Source organism: Brevundimonas sp. CEF1, from assembly GCF_051353055.1.
Taxonomy (GTDB): Bacteria; Pseudomonadota; Alphaproteobacteria; order Caulobacterales; family Caulobacteraceae; genus Brevundimonas.
Genome location: NZ_CP195593.1, coordinates 1,367,198 through 1,382,275, shown reverse-complemented (window position 1 = coordinate 1,382,275; position 15,078 = coordinate 1,367,198). Strand labels below are relative to the sequence as shown.

General features: G+C 68.1%; 16 protein-coding genes. 9 read left to right on the top strand and 7 right to left on the bottom strand.

Features of this window, described 5'->3' with window-relative positions; translation table 11 throughout:
* Positions 1 to 125: 125 nt before the first annotated feature.
* Positions 126 to 737, top strand: a complete 612-nt coding sequence (locus ACR9FL_RS07220; RefSeq protein WP_296173459.1) for a TetR/AcrR family transcriptional regulator — start codon at positions 126 to 128, stop codon at positions 735 to 737.
* A 154-nt stretch (positions 738 to 891) separates the two neighbouring features.
* On the opposite strand, the gene ACR9FL_RS07215 is transcribed toward ACR9FL_RS07220, so the two are convergent.
* Complete coding sequence (locus ACR9FL_RS07215) at positions 892 to 1,638, bottom strand: hypothetical protein (protein WP_436357865.1); 747 nt, start codon at positions 1,636 to 1,638, stop codon at positions 892 to 894.
* An 82-nt stretch (positions 1,639 to 1,720) separates the two neighbouring features.
* Here ACR9FL_RS07215 and ACR9FL_RS07210 point away from each other — a divergent pair, with 82 nt between their 5' ends.
* Positions 1,721 to 2,326: a TIGR00730 family Rossman fold protein gene (locus tag ACR9FL_RS07210; RefSeq protein WP_296173465.1), complete on the top strand. Its 606-nt coding sequence runs from the start codon at positions 1,721 to 1,723 to the stop codon at positions 2,324 to 2,326.
* Between the two features lie 117 nt (positions 2,327 to 2,443).
* On the top strand, positions 2,444 to 2,737 hold the full coding sequence (locus tag ACR9FL_RS07205; protein WP_296173467.1) for a CC_3452 family protein: 294 nt from the start codon (positions 2,444 to 2,446) through the stop codon (positions 2,735 to 2,737).
* Between the two features lie 84 nt (positions 2,738 to 2,821).
* On the opposite strand, the gene gltX is transcribed toward ACR9FL_RS07205, so the two are convergent.
* The 4 genes from gltX to ACR9FL_RS07185 all read right to left on the bottom strand — a co-directional run bounded on the left by gltX (position 2,822) and on the right by ACR9FL_RS07185 (position 5,884).
* A complete protein-coding gene (gltX, locus tag ACR9FL_RS07200) occupies positions 2,822 to 4,156 on the bottom strand; it encodes a glutamate--tRNA ligase (RefSeq protein ID WP_436357864.1) in 1,335 nt (444 codons plus the stop codon).
* Positions 4,157 to 4,347: 191 nt separating this feature from the next.
* On the bottom strand, positions 4,348 to 4,710 hold the full coding sequence (locus ACR9FL_RS07195; protein WP_436357863.1) for a DUF4377 domain-containing protein: 363 nt from the start codon (positions 4,708 to 4,710) through the stop codon (positions 4,348 to 4,350).
* A gap of 126 nt (positions 4,711 to 4,836) precedes the next feature.
* Entirely contained in the window at positions 4,837 to 5,232 is a 396-nt protein-coding gene (gene dksA, locus ACR9FL_RS07190) for an RNA polymerase-binding protein DksA (RefSeq protein WP_369831535.1), read from the bottom strand.
* Positions 5,233 to 5,458: 226 nt separating this feature from the next.
* A complete protein-coding gene (locus ACR9FL_RS07185) occupies positions 5,459 to 5,884 on the bottom strand; it encodes a flagellar assembly protein FliX (RefSeq protein ID WP_296173472.1) in 426 nt (141 codons plus the stop codon).
* A gap of 181 nt (positions 5,885 to 6,065) precedes the next feature.
* Here ACR9FL_RS07185 and ACR9FL_RS07180 point away from each other — a divergent pair, with 181 nt between their 5' ends.
* The 4 genes from ACR9FL_RS07180 to ACR9FL_RS07165 all read left to right on the top strand — a co-directional run bounded on the left by ACR9FL_RS07180 (position 6,066) and on the right by ACR9FL_RS07165 (position 9,575).
* Positions 6,066 to 7,184, top strand: coding sequence for a flagellar basal body P-ring protein FlgI (locus tag ACR9FL_RS07180; protein WP_436357862.1), 1,119 nt, complete (start codon positions 6,066 to 6,068; stop codon positions 7,182 to 7,184).
* Positions 7,184 to 7,489 (top strand): rod-binding protein, encoded by a 306-nt coding sequence (locus tag ACR9FL_RS07175; RefSeq protein WP_436357861.1) that lies wholly within the window; start codon positions 7,184 to 7,186, stop codon positions 7,487 to 7,489. The genes ACR9FL_RS07180 and ACR9FL_RS07175 overlap by 1 nt, the downstream gene beginning before the upstream one ends.
* Positions 7,486 to 7,926, top strand: coding sequence for a flagellar basal-body protein FlbY (locus tag ACR9FL_RS07170; protein WP_436357860.1), 441 nt, complete (start codon positions 7,486 to 7,488; stop codon positions 7,924 to 7,926). The genes ACR9FL_RS07175 and ACR9FL_RS07170 overlap by 4 nt, the downstream gene beginning before the upstream one ends.
* Positions 7,927 to 7,988: 62 nt before the next feature.
* Positions 7,989 to 9,575, top strand: coding sequence for an EAL domain-containing protein (locus ACR9FL_RS07165; protein ID WP_436357859.1), 1,587 nt, complete (start codon positions 7,989 to 7,991; stop codon positions 9,573 to 9,575).
* 88 nt (positions 9,576 to 9,663) lie between these two features.
* Here the strand turns inward: ACR9FL_RS07165 and ACR9FL_RS07160 are convergent, their stop codons facing one another.
* Both ACR9FL_RS07160 and ACR9FL_RS07155 read right to left on the bottom strand, forming a co-directional pair.
* Positions 9,664 to 11,274 carry an ABC-F family ATP-binding cassette domain-containing protein gene (locus ACR9FL_RS07160; RefSeq protein WP_436357858.1) on the bottom strand — a complete coding sequence of 537 codons (1,611 nt, stop codon included), beginning with the start codon at positions 11,272 to 11,274 and terminating at the stop codon, positions 9,664 to 9,666.
* Positions 11,240 to 11,377 (bottom strand): hypothetical protein, encoded by a 138-nt coding sequence (locus ACR9FL_RS07155; protein ID WP_292037440.1) that lies wholly within the window; start codon positions 11,375 to 11,377, stop codon positions 11,240 to 11,242. The genes ACR9FL_RS07160 and ACR9FL_RS07155 overlap by 35 nt, the downstream gene beginning before the upstream one ends.
* A 125-nt stretch (positions 11,378 to 11,502) precedes the next feature.
* Here ACR9FL_RS07155 and ACR9FL_RS07150 point away from each other — a divergent pair, with 125 nt between their 5' ends.
* Together ACR9FL_RS07150 and uvrA are read left to right on the top strand one after the other, a co-directional pair.
* Positions 11,503 to 12,027, top strand: coding sequence for a group III truncated hemoglobin (locus ACR9FL_RS07150; protein ID WP_436357857.1), 525 nt, complete (start codon positions 11,503 to 11,505; stop codon positions 12,025 to 12,027).
* 100 nt (positions 12,028 to 12,127) lie between these two features.
* On the top strand, positions 12,128 to 15,073 hold the full coding sequence (gene uvrA, locus ACR9FL_RS07145) for an excinuclease ABC subunit UvrA (protein WP_436357856.1): 2,946 nt from the start codon (positions 12,128 to 12,130) through the stop codon (positions 15,071 to 15,073).
* Positions 15,074 to 15,078 lie beyond the last annotated feature (5 nt).

The following is a 15,078-nucleotide window of genomic DNA, read 5'->3' as shown; positions in this document are numbered from 1 at the left end:
CTGCGACGGTTGACGCCGCGCGACGGAAAGCTCGAAAGCGGGAAGGGTTGAGGCGACTTGCACTTGCGGGTTCCTTCGGGGAAGCCTAAGACGACTAACTATCTACATGAATGTCATTTACAGATATGTCAATTGCCTCGATCGAAAAACCGCGTCGCCGTCGCCGCTCGCCTGAAGAGGCCCGTCGCGAGGCCGTGGACGCCGCCCGCGCCCTGCTGCTGTCGGGCGGCCCCAATGCGGTGACCCTTTCGGCGGTCGCGGCGGACATCGGCGTCACGCACGCCAACCTGATCCACCACTTCGGCTCGGCCGCCGGCCTTCAATCGGCGTTGATGGGGTCGATGGTGGCGGACCTCGGCAAGGCGCTCGACACGGCCGTCGCGCGCCTGCGCACCGACGAGGGCGCCCCGCTGGAATTGGTCAACGCCGTGTTCGACGCCTTCGCCGAAGGCGGCGCCGGCCGACTGGCGGCCTGGATCGCCCTGTCCGGCGACCTGTCGCATCTGGAGCCCGTCCGCGCCGCCGTGGGCGATCTGGTCGAAGCCATCGCTGAAAAAATGGGCGATGACGGCGAGGCGCGCGAGCGGATCGGCTCGGCCGTGCTCTTCATCGCCCTCAGCGCCTTTGGCGAGGCCCTGATCGGCCCGCCCCTGCGCAACATGCTGGATCAGCCCGACGACGCCGGGCGCAAGGTCGTGGCCGGCCTCCTGCCCCGCTTCCTGGCCCGCAACGACTGATCCCAGGCCCCGCCCTGCGGACAGAAAAAAGCCCGACGCATGGCGCGTCGGGCTGAAGTCGTTCGGTGATGGTGGGTGTCCTCGAAGAATGAAGACAGACCTGTTGATCGACTTGTTTGGTTAATCAAAGGTTAAATGTGTCATTTCGAGACGTCTATGCGTCCGGAAACCAGCTCGTCTGCCGCGCGCGCCCTGACAGGCTGCGCGTCACCCGCCACCCCTCGCCCGACCGTTCGATGCGGCCTGACGTATCGACCTCCGCCGGCCCCGGCCCTGGATAGGAGAAGCTCGTCCCGCCGACGACGATAGAGGCCGAGCGATCCGAAAGGCCCGGCAAGGCCGCGACCCAGCGGCCGGCGGAATCCGCGCTGGCCGTGACCTCGCCCCCGCCGTCCACGACGATCCTGACCTGGCCGCCCGGCGTAGCGCGGCCGGACGCCGCCAGTCCTCGGCCGTCTCCATCCACCGAATCCAGCACCGGCCCTCTGGACAGGCGCCGGCTGGCCCCGCCTTCGACCAGCAAGGCCGCCAGGGGCGCGCCCTCGCCCGCCAGCAGAAGCCGCTCGGGGCCGAACGCCGGAAACTGACCGATCTGAACCTCGGGGGTCATGATGACGGCGTCGGGCAGTTGGCCGACATGCAGCTCGAATCGTCCCGCATTGTCGGCGCCCACCGCAAAGGCCAGGTCCTGACCGCCGCGCAGGACGACGCGGGCGCCCGGCGACGCTTCGCCGCGCACCACCACGCCATCGCCCTGGCGCTCCACGACGCGGATGCGCGGCGAGGCCGTCCAGCCGCCGTCCTGGCGGGCCTCCTCGCCCTTGACGCCCTCCGTCGCCTCCCCGCACCCGGCCAGAAGCAATGCAGCGCCGATCCCTGCGACGACAATCCGACGTTTCATCCTGACCCGCGTAGCGATATGCCTGTTTCCCTCAGATAGCGCGGCCGACGCCGCCCTGTCTTCCTTCCTGTATCGAGGCCCCATGTCTTTGCCGCCCGCCACCATCGCCCCCTTCGACGGCCGCTCGGTCTGCCTGTTCTGCGGTTCGTCCGACGGGGCTGATCCGCAGTACGTCCAGGCCGCCAGCGCCTTCGGCAAGGCGACGGCCGAGGCGGGCTGGCGTCTGGTCTATGGCGGCGGCGGCGTGGGCCTGATGGGCGCCTCCGCCCGCGCGGCGCACGAGGCCGGCGGTCGCGTGGTCGGCATCATGCCGGCCTTCCTGCGCAGCCGCGAACGCCTGTTCGACGACGTCGAGACCGTGGTCGTCACCTCGATGCACGAGCGCAAGCAGCTGATGTACGATCAATCTGACGTCTTCGTCGTGGCGCCGGGCGGCATCGGCACCCTGGAAGAAGCCATCGAACTGCTGTCGTGGAAGCGGTTGGACCTGCACGCCAAGCCGGTCATCTTCTTGAACCTGAACGGCTTCTGGGAAAACTACTTCGCCCTGATCCGCCACAGCGTGCGCGAAGGCATGACCCCGGCCAGCTTCCTGGAGGCCTACATCAGCGTCGACACGGTCGAGGAAGCCGTCGCCGCCATGAAATTGGCGGAGAATACGCCGCACTTGAAACATGATCGTCGGTAAGTAAACGTGGGTCACTAAACGTCGATCCGTTATCCTGAAACCGCATTGACAGTTTCAAAAGAAAACGGACTATGGCGTCATAAGGGCGAGCGCCCTACCCATACCGGAGACCTGTCCATGCGTGCTCTTCTCGCCGCCGCCCTTCTGTTCGCGGCCACTCCTGCCTTCGCCGACGCCCCGGCCACCAGCCTGACCCTGGCCGACGCCGCCAAGGCCCCGGCCGGTCGCGTCATCGTCGACGGCGCCGCCTGGCGCTGCGAAGGCGCGTCCTGCACCGCCTCGGGCGGAACCAACCAGCCCGCCGCCCGCGCCTGCCGCCGCGTGGTCGCCAAGCTCGGCCCGGTCACGGCCTTCAGCTACAAGGGCGAAGCCCTGGACGAGCAGGCCCTGGCGACCTGCAACGCCGGCTGATCCAGCCTTCCAGGCTGAAGCTGAAACGAAAAAGGCCGCCTTCTTACGAAGGCGGCCTTTCTTGTATCCGATTGAAACGAAGGCTCAGCCCGCCTCGCCCTTCAGGCGACGCACGATGGCGTCACGGCCGATCAGGGGCGCCATGGCCGCCATGTCCGGGCCGTGCGCCTGTCCGGTCAGGGCCAGACGCAGCGGCATGAACAGGCCCTTGCCCTTGGCCCCGGTCTTCTCCTTCACCGCCGTCGTCCAGGCCGACCAGGCGCCCGCGTCGATGACCTCCGGCAGAACCTCCAGCGCCGCGGCGGCGAAGGCGCCGTCCTCGATCACCGGCGTCACCGGGCCGGTGACGATCTTGGCCATCTCGGCCACGTCGGCGAACTTGGTCAGGTTGGGCTTCACGGCTTCCCAGAAGCCCTCGCCCAGATCGACGCCCAGCGCCGCCAGACGCGGCTGCGCCTCGGCATAGGTCAGACCGTGCAGGGCCTGGGCGTTCAGGCGGTCCAGATCGGCGGTGTCGTAACGCGCCGGCGAGCGGCCCATCTTGGAGAAGGCGAAGGCCTGGCCCAGGGCCTCGACCGAAGACGCGATCTCCAGATTGTCCGAGGTGCCGATCTTGCCCAGGTGGCTGGTGATGGCGATCGGCTCATAGCCCTGATCGCGCATGTCGCTGATCGACAGCGAGCCCAGACGCTTGGACAGGGCCGTGCCGTCCGCGCCGACCAGCAGCGGCATGTGGGCGAAGCCCGGAACCTTGGCGTCCAGGGCCTCGAAGATCTCGATCTGGGCGCCGGTGTTGGTGACGTGGTCCTCGCCGCGGATGATGTGGGTGATGTCCATGTCGATGTCGTCGACGACCGACGGCAGCGTATAGAGGAACAGGCCGTCCTCACGGATCAGCACCGGGTCCGACATCGAGGCGGTGTCCACCTCGGCGTGACCGCGCGCCAGGTCTTCCCAGGCGACGCGCTTGCCTTCCAGCTTGAAGCGCCAGTGCGGACGACGGCCCTCGGCCTCATAGGCGGCCTTCTCGGCCTCGGTCAGCAGCAGGGCGGCGCGGTCATAGATGGGCGGCAGGCCCCGCGACAACTGCACCTTGCGGCGACGATCCAGTTCCTCAGACGTCTCATAGCAGGCGTAGAGACGGCCCGAGGCCTTCAGCCGCGCGGCGGCCTCCTCATAGCGGTCGAACCGCTTGGACTGGTTGTAACGCTCGTCCCAGACCAGGCCCAGCCAGGTCAGGTCGGTCTCGATGCCGTCCTCGTATTCCTGGGTCGAACGGGCCAGGTCGGTGTCGTCGATGCGCAGAACGAACGAGCCGCCCTGCCCCTTGGCGAACAGCCAGTTCACCAGAGCGGTGCGGACATTGCCGACGTGCAGCTTACCCGTGGGCGACGGGGCGAAACGAACCTTGACGGACATGAGGATCCTGCGAGCCTGAAAGCGAAGGCGGCCGGGCGGCCCGCCGCGAACCTTGGCGATCCGGGCAGAGCGTCCAGTCTCTGAAAACGCCGAAAAGGCGTCGCACCCCGCAGGATGCGACGCCGTTCCGACAGGGGTCTAGGTCGATCACGTCTCGACCGAAGTCAAGAGACGCGCCGTCCGAATCCCAATCAGCGCTTGGGTTTCTGGTCCAGAATCTCGATCAGCGACCAATGCATCGACGAGGCGTCGGCCGGCGGATTGGCGACGGGCGTGCCGCGAACGCGCAGGCGGTATTCCACGCCCGGCTGATGCTGGAAGCCCTCATAGCCGAAATAGTGCAGCGTCCAGGGCTGATCGGCGGTCTCGCGCACCTGCAGGCAGGTGGTGCGCGCCACCCCGGCGGTGCAGGGCTGGGTCTCGGCCGCGACGAAGACGGTCTTCTCGATGACCTGATCAGCCCCCGGGCTCACCGGCTTCGGCGTATTGGTCTGGGCGCAGGCGCCGAGGGCCAGCAGGCTGACAGCCGACAGGGAGACGAGAAAACGGGTCATGAAACATCCTTGGTAGATTAAGCACATCGACAGTAAAATCGTGCCGATCCACCCCATATTGCAGCGCAACATGGCTCAATCAGGGACTTTTCCCGAACTTTTCGTCACCTTGCCGGCGACAGCCGCTCAGTCGTCGCGGTGAACCCGTTCGCGGCGCTCGTGCCGTTCCTGGGCCTCGACCGACAGGGTCGCCGTCGGGCGGGCTTCCAGTCGACCCAGGCCGATCGGTTCGCCGGTGTCCTCGCAGTAACCGTAGGAGCCGTCCTCGATCCGACGCAGCGCATCCTCGATCTTGGAGATCAGCTTGCGTTGCCGGTCGCGGGTCCGAAGCTCCAGCGCCCGGTCGGATTCCGACGAGGCCCGGTCCACCAGATCCGGGTGGTTCTCGGTTTCGGCTTTCAGATTTACGACAGTGCCCTTGGATTCGCGGAGGATGTCATCCTTCCACGCCAGGAGCTTGGCCTTGAAATAGGCCAGCTGCCGCTCGTTCATAAACGGCTCGTCGTCGGTGGGACGGTACATGACCGAACCCTCCTCGATCACAGACGCTAATGCGTTCATCGCACTCACGCTCAAGTTGTCTGCGCCCCCCTGCGGCGCATGGGCCGTATAGGCAAGGCGGAGAGTCGCGGCAATGGCGTTCGCGAGTCTGCGTTCTTGTTAAGCTGCATTAACGTCGGGTCAGTGTGGCAAATTGCCCTCACTTACCGCTGGAAACCTGACATTTCGCCAGCATTTCCAGAGCCTTCTAGACGCGCGCCCTGGCCGCTTCCGCCTTGGCCATTTCCACGGCCGCGCGCAGGTCAATCTGATCCAGAACGCCCTTCAGGCCGGGATCGGCGTCATCCGGCCGCTCCTCGCGCAGGCTGCGCGCCAGCCGCTCCAGCGCCGGCGCCCCGTCCTGGCCGTTCAGCATGGCCAGTTTCAGCTCGTCCAGGCGGTCCAGCAGACCGCCCCCGCGCCGAATCGCCCGACGCCGCCGCTCGACAGCATCCTCCACCCCCTGCAGGGCCATCAGCGCCGACACGCCCGCCACGCTCGACGCCGAAGCGGTCGCGGCGGCCGAGGCCGGCCCCGAGGCCGCCCCGCTGGCCGGCAGACTGAAACCGCCCGCCGCCTTCGTGGGGCGCGAGCCTTGCGTCGATGTAGCGCCCGAGGGGCCGGTGACCTTCATGATCCATGCTCCCGATCAGCCTGGACCATCGACCACGAGCGTCACCGCTTGGTTAACGCCCCGGCAGATTCTGCCGCCAAGGCGCCGCGCAGCCCCAACCGACCACTGAAATTAAACGACATTTCTACCGGCACGAAGTTCGCATGGTTAATCACGAACGCCTCAACAGGACGTCTGTCGTATGCAGAAGTTGCTCACCGCCCTCCTCGCCTCCGCTTCCGCCGCCCTGATTCTGGCGACGACGCCGAACGCGGCCGAGGCCCAGTCGCGCATCAAGGACATCGTCTCGGTCGAGGGCGTCCGCACCAACCAGCTGGTCGGCTACGGCCTGGTGGTCGGCCTGAACGGCACGGGCGACAGCCTTCGCAACTCCCCCTTCACCCGCCAGTCGCTGGAAGGGATGATGGAGCGCCAGGGCGTCAACATCCGCGGCGCCAACCTGAACACCAAGAACGTCGCGGCGGTCATGATCACCGCCGACCTGCCGCCCTTCGCCACGCCGGGCTCGCGCCTGGACGTCGCCGTCTCGGCCATGGGCGACGCCAAGAGCCTGCTGGGCGGCACGCTTCTGGTCACGGCCCTGCAGGGCGCTGACGGCGAGATCTATGCGGTGGCGCAAGGCTCGGTCCAGACCGGCGCCGTCTCGGCCTCGGGCGGTTCCGGCTCCTCGGTGACGCGCGGCGTGCCGACCGCCGGCCGCATCGCCTCGGGCGGCGTGGTCGAGCGCGAGACCGGCTTCGACCTGTCGGCCATGCCCATCGTGCGCCTGACCCTGCGCAACCCCGACTTCACCACGGCTCAGCGCGTCGCCGCCGCCATCAACCAGTCCTATCCCAACAGCGCCTTCGCCGAGAACGGCACCGTGGTCGCCATCCGCGCGCCCCAGACCATGGGCATGGCCGGCTTCGTCAGCCAGGTCGAGAACCTGCCGGTCCGCGTCGACGCCCCGGCCAAGGTCATCATCGACGAGGTCAACGGCGTCATCGTCATGGGCGACGCGGTGCGCATCTCCACCGTCGCCATCGCCCAGGGCAACCTGACCGTCTCGGTTCAGGAAAACCCCATGGTCAGCCAACCCGAGCCCTTCAGCCGCGGCGGCCAGACCGTCGTGGTGCCGCAATCCAACGTCTCGATCGAGGAAGAAACCGGCCGTCAGATGCGCATCGTCAACGGCGGAACCTCGCTCTCGACCCTGGTCAATGGCCTGAACGCCCTGGGCGTCAGCCCGCGCGACATGATCAGCATCCTGCAGGCCATCAAGGCCGCCGGCGCCCTGCAAGCCGACATCGAGGTCATGTAATGGACGCCCTGCCCGTCGCCGCCAACGCCCTGAACCCGCTCAGCCCGTCGCTCCATCGCGGCCAGTCGCCCGAGCAAATGCGCAAGACCGCCCAGGACTTCGAGGCCAGCTTCCTGTCCCAGATGTTCAAGCCCATGTTCGAGGGCCTGGAGACCGACGGCCCCTTCGGCGGCGGCAGCAGCGAGGAAACCTGGCGCAGCTTCCTGCTCGACGCCATGGCCAAACAGACCGTCAAGGCCGGCGGCATCGGCCTGGCCGACACCGTCATGTCCGAAATGCTCAAGATGCAGGAGCAGTCCGCGTGACCGCCGACGTCGAAACCTCCACCCTTCGCGCCCAGCAGCTGATCAACCTGACCCAGGCCCTCACCGAGCGCCTCGGCGCCGAGCGCGACGCCTTCCGCGCCCATCGCGCCCAGGACGTCGCCGCCGGCATGGCCGAGACCCAGGACCTGGCTAACCTCTATCGCCGCGAGTCGGCCCAGGCCAAGGCCGCCCCCGCCTTCCTGACGGTCATTCCCGCCGATCTTCGCGACGCCCTGATCACCGCGACCCAGGCGTTTGAGGTCGTCCTGGCCGAGCACGCCTCGACCGTCGACGCCGCCCGCCAGGTCTCCGAAGGCCTGGTCCGCACCATCGCCGCCGAGGTCGCGGGCGCCCGCGCCCAGGGCGTCGGCTACGGCGCCTCGGGCCGCGCCACCGAGGGTGACGGTCGCGCCGTGGCCCTGAACCGCAAGGCCTAGCCCTGCCGTCGCCTGACGCCGTCACAGCCCTTTCTTAACGGCCTGCCCCGCATGGTCGTCGCATGAGCCTGAAATCCCGCCTTCTTGGTCTGGCCTTCGCCGCCGCCGACGCCCTGATCGAGGTGGACGACAAGGCTCAGATCACCTTCGCCCTGGGCGCGGGACCGACGGCGAACCAGTCGACGGCGACCTGGATCGGCCGCCCCTTCGTCGACCTTCTGTCCTACTCCAGCCGCGCGGCGGGCCAGGCGGCGCTTGGCGGCCTGAGCGGCGGCGCACGCAGCCTGCCGCTGGAAATTCTTGCCGACTGCGGCGACGGGCGCGTGCGGCGCGCCCTGTTCCGCGCCTTTGTCCTGCCGGATTTGGCCCCGGCCGTGTCCTGCGCCCTGACCTGGCAGGGCGAGCCCTTCGTGCTCGAAGAGGCCGCCGCTCTCCCCCTGGCTGACGCCGAGGGCTTCCTGGCCCTGGCCCGCGAGGGTCTGAACGGCAAGACCGGAGCCGCCCTGCAACGTCTGGCCATGGCCTTTATCGAGGTTCAGGGTCTCAGCGCCGCCAATGACGCCGCCAACGAACGCGTCGCCGCCCGCATCGGCGCGCGCCTGCAACAGGCCTCGCACGACGGCGTCAGCGCCGGCCAGCTGACCGCCAGCCGCTATGCCCTGATCAAGCCGGCCGACGACGGCCGCGACCTGGAGGCCGAGGTTCGCGAGGCCGGTCTGGCCGAGGGCCTGACCCTGACCTCCCGCACCAACGAAGTCGCCGTCGGTTCCGACGCCCTGTGCGCCCTGCGCGCCATGCGTTTCGCCATCGAGGGCTGCCTGAAGGACAACAACGCCCAGCCCGAGCTCAGCTTCGCCGACTCCCTGTCGCGCACGCTGAAAGACGCCGACCGCTTCCGCGGCATCGTGCGCGACCGCGAGTTCGCCCTCTTCTATCAGCCCATCGTCGACCTGAAGACGCGGGCCGTGCATCACTTCGAGGCCCTGGCCCGCTTCGGCCAGAGCGGCGGCCCCGCCTCGGCCATCCGCATGGCCGAGGAACTGGCCCTGATCGAGAGCTTCGACCTGGCTGTGGCCGAGAAGATCGTCCATCGCCTGCGTCAGCCCGGCTCGGGCCTGCTCAAGATCGCCATCAACGTCTCCGGCGCGTCGCTCGCCAACGACGCCTATGTCGCCGCCCTGCTGCGCATGACCGCGTCCGAGCCCGACAACCGCCGCCGCCTGATCGTGGAAGTCACCGAAACCGCCGCCCTGGCCGACATCGCCGCCGCCAACCGTCGCCTCAGCGCCCTGCGCGACGCGGGGATCAGGGTCTGCATCGACGACTTCGGCGCCGGGTCCGCCGCCTTCGACTACCTGCGCGGGCTCTCCGTCGATGCGGTCAAGATCGACGGGGCCTTCGTGCGCGACATCGACCGCGACGCCCGCACCCGCACCCTGATCGGCCATCTCGTCGAACTGTGCGGCTCGCTGGGCATGACCACCATCGCTGAGATGATCGAGACCGAAGACGCCGCGCGCGCGGTCCAGGACCTCGGCGTCAACTACGGCCAGGGCTGGCTTTTCGGCCGCGCCGAGGCCGAACCCGTCACGACCGGCCCCGTCGCCGCCCGCGCCCGCCGCCAAGGCGTGGTCGAAGCCTGGAGTTGACCTATTCCGACGCGCCAATCCCAATGAATTTCAGGGATTGCGAAAATCTCGCCCCCTTCCTCCAGCCTGGGCCGCCGTCCGCGCCACACTAGGGACGGTCTTTGACACGTCGCTCGCGGAGATCCGCCCGCTCCAGCCTCACCTCCCGCCCCACCCCGACATTGTCCATGAAGTCCCGATCATGGCTGACGATCACCAGCGCCCCGTCATAGACCGCCAGCGCCGCCTCGATGGCCGCGATCGAGTCCAGATCCAGATGGTTGGTCGGTTCGTCCAGAATCAGAAGCTGCGGCGGCTTCGCCCCCGTCATCACACAGGCCAGCGCCGCCCTCAGCCGCTCGCCGCCCGACAGGGTCCCCACCGTCCTGTGCGCCGCCGTGTTGCGGAACAGGAATCGCGCCAGGGCCGCATGGGCGTCATTCGGCGTCCCTTCCGGGTTCAACCGCCGCCAGGCCTCGATCAAGGTCTCCTCGGGCTTCAGGATCGCCGCCGTCTGATCCAACAGGGCCGCCGTCACAGGCCGTTCGATCCGCCCCGCCGTCGGCTCCAGTTCGCCCGCGATCAGCTTTAGCAGCGTCGTCTTGCCCGCTCCGTTCGCCCCTGTGATCGCCACCCGCTCCGGCCCCGTCAGTCGCAGCGACATGGGCCCAACGATCAGCCGCCCCTCGGCACTGCGCCACTCAACGCCGTCCAGCGCCAGCACGGCCTTGCCCGCCGCCAGCCCCGTCGACGGCATCGGCACGGACAACAATCGCGCCCGCTCGACCCGCTCGCGCGCCTCCGTCAGTCGCGCCTCGACCTCGGCGCGGCGGCGCTCGGCCAGCCGCCCCTCGCGCGCCCCGGACTCCTCGGCCCGCTGCGCCTTGGCGTCCAGCAGGATCTTGGGATCGGACGTCCCCACCCGATGCGCCCGCCCCGCCTTGTCGCGTTTCGCCTTCTTCTCCAGCGCCGTCTGCGCCTCGCGCGCCGCGCGCCCGACCTCGCGCTCCGCCGTTTCCAGATCACGCTCCGCCGCCGCCCGCTCAGCCTCGCGCCGCTCGACATAGAGGTCCCAGCCGCCGCCATAGGTCCGCGCCCCCAGGCTCGACAGCTCGACGATCCGGTCCATCCGCCGCAGCAGGCCCCGGTCGTGGCTGACCGTCAGAACCCCGCCCGGCCAGCGCCCGACGACCTGGGCCACCAAAGCCCTCGCCTCGGCGTCCAGATGGTTGGTCGGTTCGTCCAGCACGATCAGGTCCGGCCCCGTCAGCATCAGCCCCGCCAGCCGCAGCCGCGTCTGCTCGCCGCCGCTCAGGCTTTTCGTGAGCCGTTCCAGCGCCAGCCCCGTCAGCCCGACCTGAGCCAGGGCCGCGTCCAGCCGCGCCTCCAGCGTCCAGTCCGCCTCAGCCATGTCCTCGACCGAGCCCTCACCCGCCAGCACCCGCGCCAGCAGGGCCAGAGGCTCTGCCGCCCCCAGGGTATCGGCCACGGTCTCGCGCAGCCCCGGCTCATAGGTCTGGGCCAGCCAGCCGACCGTTCCAACGCGCGCCACCGTCCCCTCCACGGGGTCCGACAGACCGGCGACAAGGCGCAGCAGCGTGGTCTTGCCCACGCCGTTGCGGCCCACGACGGCCGTGCGCTCACGCCCGAAGGCGAGGCTCAGATTTTCAAATAGGGTGTGACCGTCAGGCGTGCGGGCGGCGACGCTGTTGAGCGTCACGAGCGCGGATGCGGACGGGCTGAGGCTTGGGTTGAGCGAGGACATAGGCGAGCACGAAGAGCGGAGCGGAAAGGGCGAAACCGATTTCCAGAGCGCTGATCATGATCGTCGTGCCTCCTCGTCAAATACGTTGGCTGAATAGAAGGATGGGTGCTGATCTTTCGCAGCGCAACCCCAATTCTCCTGCGACGCTTTTGCGATGCGGCGCCGAGCCCCTATCTTCACCCCATGACCGCGCCCGACCGAACCGTCGCCTTCCGCATCGACAAGCCCCTGCCCGACCGCGCCGAGGCCGCCGCCCGCCGCGCCGAGGCCGTCCAGCGCATCCGGGACGAGACCGGCATCGACGAGGCCCTGATCGACGCCCTGGTCGAAGGCTTCTACGCCCGCGTCCGCGAGGACGACTTCATCGGCCCCGTCTTCGCTGAGCGCATCTCGGACTGGGGGCCGCATCTGGAACAGATGAAGCTCTTCTGGTCCTCGGTCGCCCTGTCCACCGGCGTCTATCAGGGCCGGCCCATGCCCAAACACCTGCCCCTGCCTATCGACGCCCGCCACTTCGACCGCTGGCTGCAGATCTTTGAGGCCACCGTCCGCGACCTCTGCCCGCCCGTCGCCGCCGACCACTTCATCGTCCGCGCTCGCCGCATCGCCGAAAGCCTGGAACTGGGCGTTGCCAACGCCAACGGCGTCCTGGTCGGCCCCGGCGAACGTTACCGCCACCCCGAACCCGCCTGGACGCCCGAGGACTGAGCGAAAGTTCTCATATTGTTCTTGCTGTTTCGGGCGAATTGATCCCCATATAGCGTCGTCGCCTCGGACCGTTCCGGGGTCTGCCGCGTTCCCGGATTCCATGACCGAAAAGCACAAATTCATCCGCGTTCGCGGCGCCCGCGAGCACAACCTCAAGGGCGTGGACGTCGATATTCCGCGCGAGAAGCTGGTCGTCATGACCGGGCTGTCGGGGTCGGGCAAGTCCTCCTTGGCGTTCGACACCATCTACGCCGAGGGCCAGCGTCGCTACGTCGAGTCGCTCAGCGCCTATGCTCGTCAGTTCCTGGAACTGATGGGCAAGCCGGACGTGGACCTGATCGAGGGCCTGTCGCCCGCCATCTCCATCGAACAGAAGACCACGTCCAAGAACCCGCGTTCGACCGTCGGCACGGTCACTGAAATCCACGACTACATGCGCCTGCTCTGGGCGCGCGTCGGCGTGCCCTATTCGCCCGCCACCGGTCTGCCGATCGAGAGCCAGACCGTCAGCCAGATGGTCGACAAGCTGACCGCCCTGCCCGACGGCGAGCGCATCCTGCTGCTCGCCCCCGTCGTTCGCGGCCGCAAGGGCGAGTACAAGAAGGAGATGGCCGAGTGGCAGCGCCAAGGCTTCCAGCGGCTCAAGATCGACGGCGAGTTCTATGCCATCGAGGACGCCCCTGCGCTCGACAAGAAGTTCAAGCACGACATCGATATCGTCGTGGATCGCATTGTAACCAAAGCAGGTCTTGAGCCGCGCTACGCCGACAGCATCCAGACCGCGCTGAACCTGGCCGACGGCATCGCCACCGCGGAATGGGCCAATGCGGCTGAGGGCGAAGAGCCCCGCAAGATCGTCTTCTCCGAGAAGTTCGCCTGCCCCGTCTCTGGCTTCACCATCAGCGAGATCGAGCCGCGGCTCTTCTCATTCAACAACCCCTTCGGCGCCTGCCCGACCTGCGACGGCCTGGGGGTCAAGCTGGCCTTTGACGCCGATCTGGTCATCCCCGACCGCGACAAGACCCTGCACAAGGGGGCCGTGGCCCCGTGGGCGCGCGGCCCCTCTCCGCTCTACACCCAGACCCTGCAGTCGCTGGCCCAGCACTACGGCTTCTCGATGGACCAAGCCTGGCGCGACCTGCCGGAACAGGCCCAGAAGGTCATCCTGCACGGCTCGGGCGGCGAGAAGATCAAGTTCGTCTATGACGACAACGCCCGCAAATACGAGGTCGCCAAGGCCTTCGAGGGCGTCCTGCCCAATCTGGAACGCCGCTGGCGCGAGACCGACAGCGCCTGGGTCCGCGAGGAGCTGGGCCGCTACCAGTCCGAGACGCCCTGCGAGGTCTGCGGCGGCAAGCGCCTGAAGCCCGAGGCCCTGGCGGTCAAGGTGGGCGTCGCCGACATCGCCGAGATCAGCTGGCTGTCGATCTCCAAGGCCTATCTGTGGTTCACCACCCTGGACGACCACCTGACGGACAAGCAGCGCGAGATCGGCCGCCGCATCCTGAAGGAGATCACCGACCGGCTGCGCTTCCTCAACAACGTCGGTCTGGACTACCTCAGCCTGTCGCGCAGTTCCGGCACCCTGTCGGGCGGCGAGAGCCAGCGCATCCGCCTGGCCTCGCAGATCGGCTCGGGCCTGACCGGCGTCCTCTATGTGCTGGATGAACCCTCCATCGGCCTGCACCAGCGCGACAACACCCGCCTGCTGGAAAGCCTGATGGGCCTGCGCGACCTCGGCAACTCGGTCCTGATGGTCGAGCATGACGAAGAAGCCATCCTGACCGCCGACTACGTCATCGACATGGGGCCGGCCGCCGGCGTCCACGGCGGCGAAATCTGCGCCCAGGGCACCCCCGCCGAGGTCATGGCCAACCCCAACTCCCTGACCGGCCAATACCTGACCGGCGCACGCGAGATCGAACTGCCGCCCGAGGGCCGCCGTCCGGTCGACCGCAAGCGGATGCTGAAGATCAGCGGCGCCACCGGCAACAATCTGAAGAACGTCACCGGCGAGATCCCGGTCGGCCTGTTCACCTGCGTCACCGGCGTGTCCGGCGGCGGCAAGTCCACCTTCACCATCGAGACCCTGTACAAGGCCGCCGCGCGTCGCCTGCACAACGCCTCGGACGCCCCCGCCAACTTCGACCGCATCGAGGGCTTGGAGCAGTTCGACAAGGTCATCGACATCGACCAGTCGCCCATCGGCCGCACCCCGCGCTCGAACCCGGCCACCTATACCGGCGCCTTCAACCCGATCCGCGACTGGTATGCCGGCCTGCCCGAGTCCAAGGCGCGCGGCTACGGCCCCGGCCGCTTCAGCTTCAACGTCAAGGGCGGCCGCTGCGAGGCCTGTCAGGGCGACGGCGTCATCAAGATCGAGATGCACTTCCTGCCCGACGTCTACGTCACCTGCGACGTCTGCAAGGGCAAGCGCTACAACCGCGAAACCTTGGAAATTGTCTTCAAGGGCAAGAGCATATCCGACGTTCTGGACATGACGGTTGAAGAGGCCGCGCGCTTCTTCAACGCCGTGCCCTCGATCCGCGACAAGATGCTGACGCTGGAGCGCGTGGGTCTGGGCTACGTCAAGGTCGGCCAGCCGGCCACCACCCTGTCCGGCGGCGAGGCCCAGCGGGTCAAGCTGTCCAAGGAACTGGCCCGCCGCGCCACCGGCAAGACCCTCTACATCCTCGATGAGCCGACGACCGGCCTGCATTTCGAGGACACCCGCAAGCTGCTGGAGGTGCTTCAGGAACTGGTCGACAACGGCAACACCATCGTCGTCATCGAGCACAATCTGGATGTCATCAAGGTCGCCGACTACCTGCTGGACTTCGGTCCCGAGGGCGGCGACGGCGGCGGCGAGATCGTGGCCTTCGGCACGCCCGAACAGGTGGCCGACAACCCCGCCAGCTGGACCGGCAAATACCTCAAGGAGGTGCTGGACCGCCACGAAGAGCGCCGCAAGGCGCGGGTGGCCGCCCTGCCCGAAGTTCAGAAGGCCGAGGCGCAGAAGAAGCCCCGCGCCCGCAAGAGCGCCTGACCAGA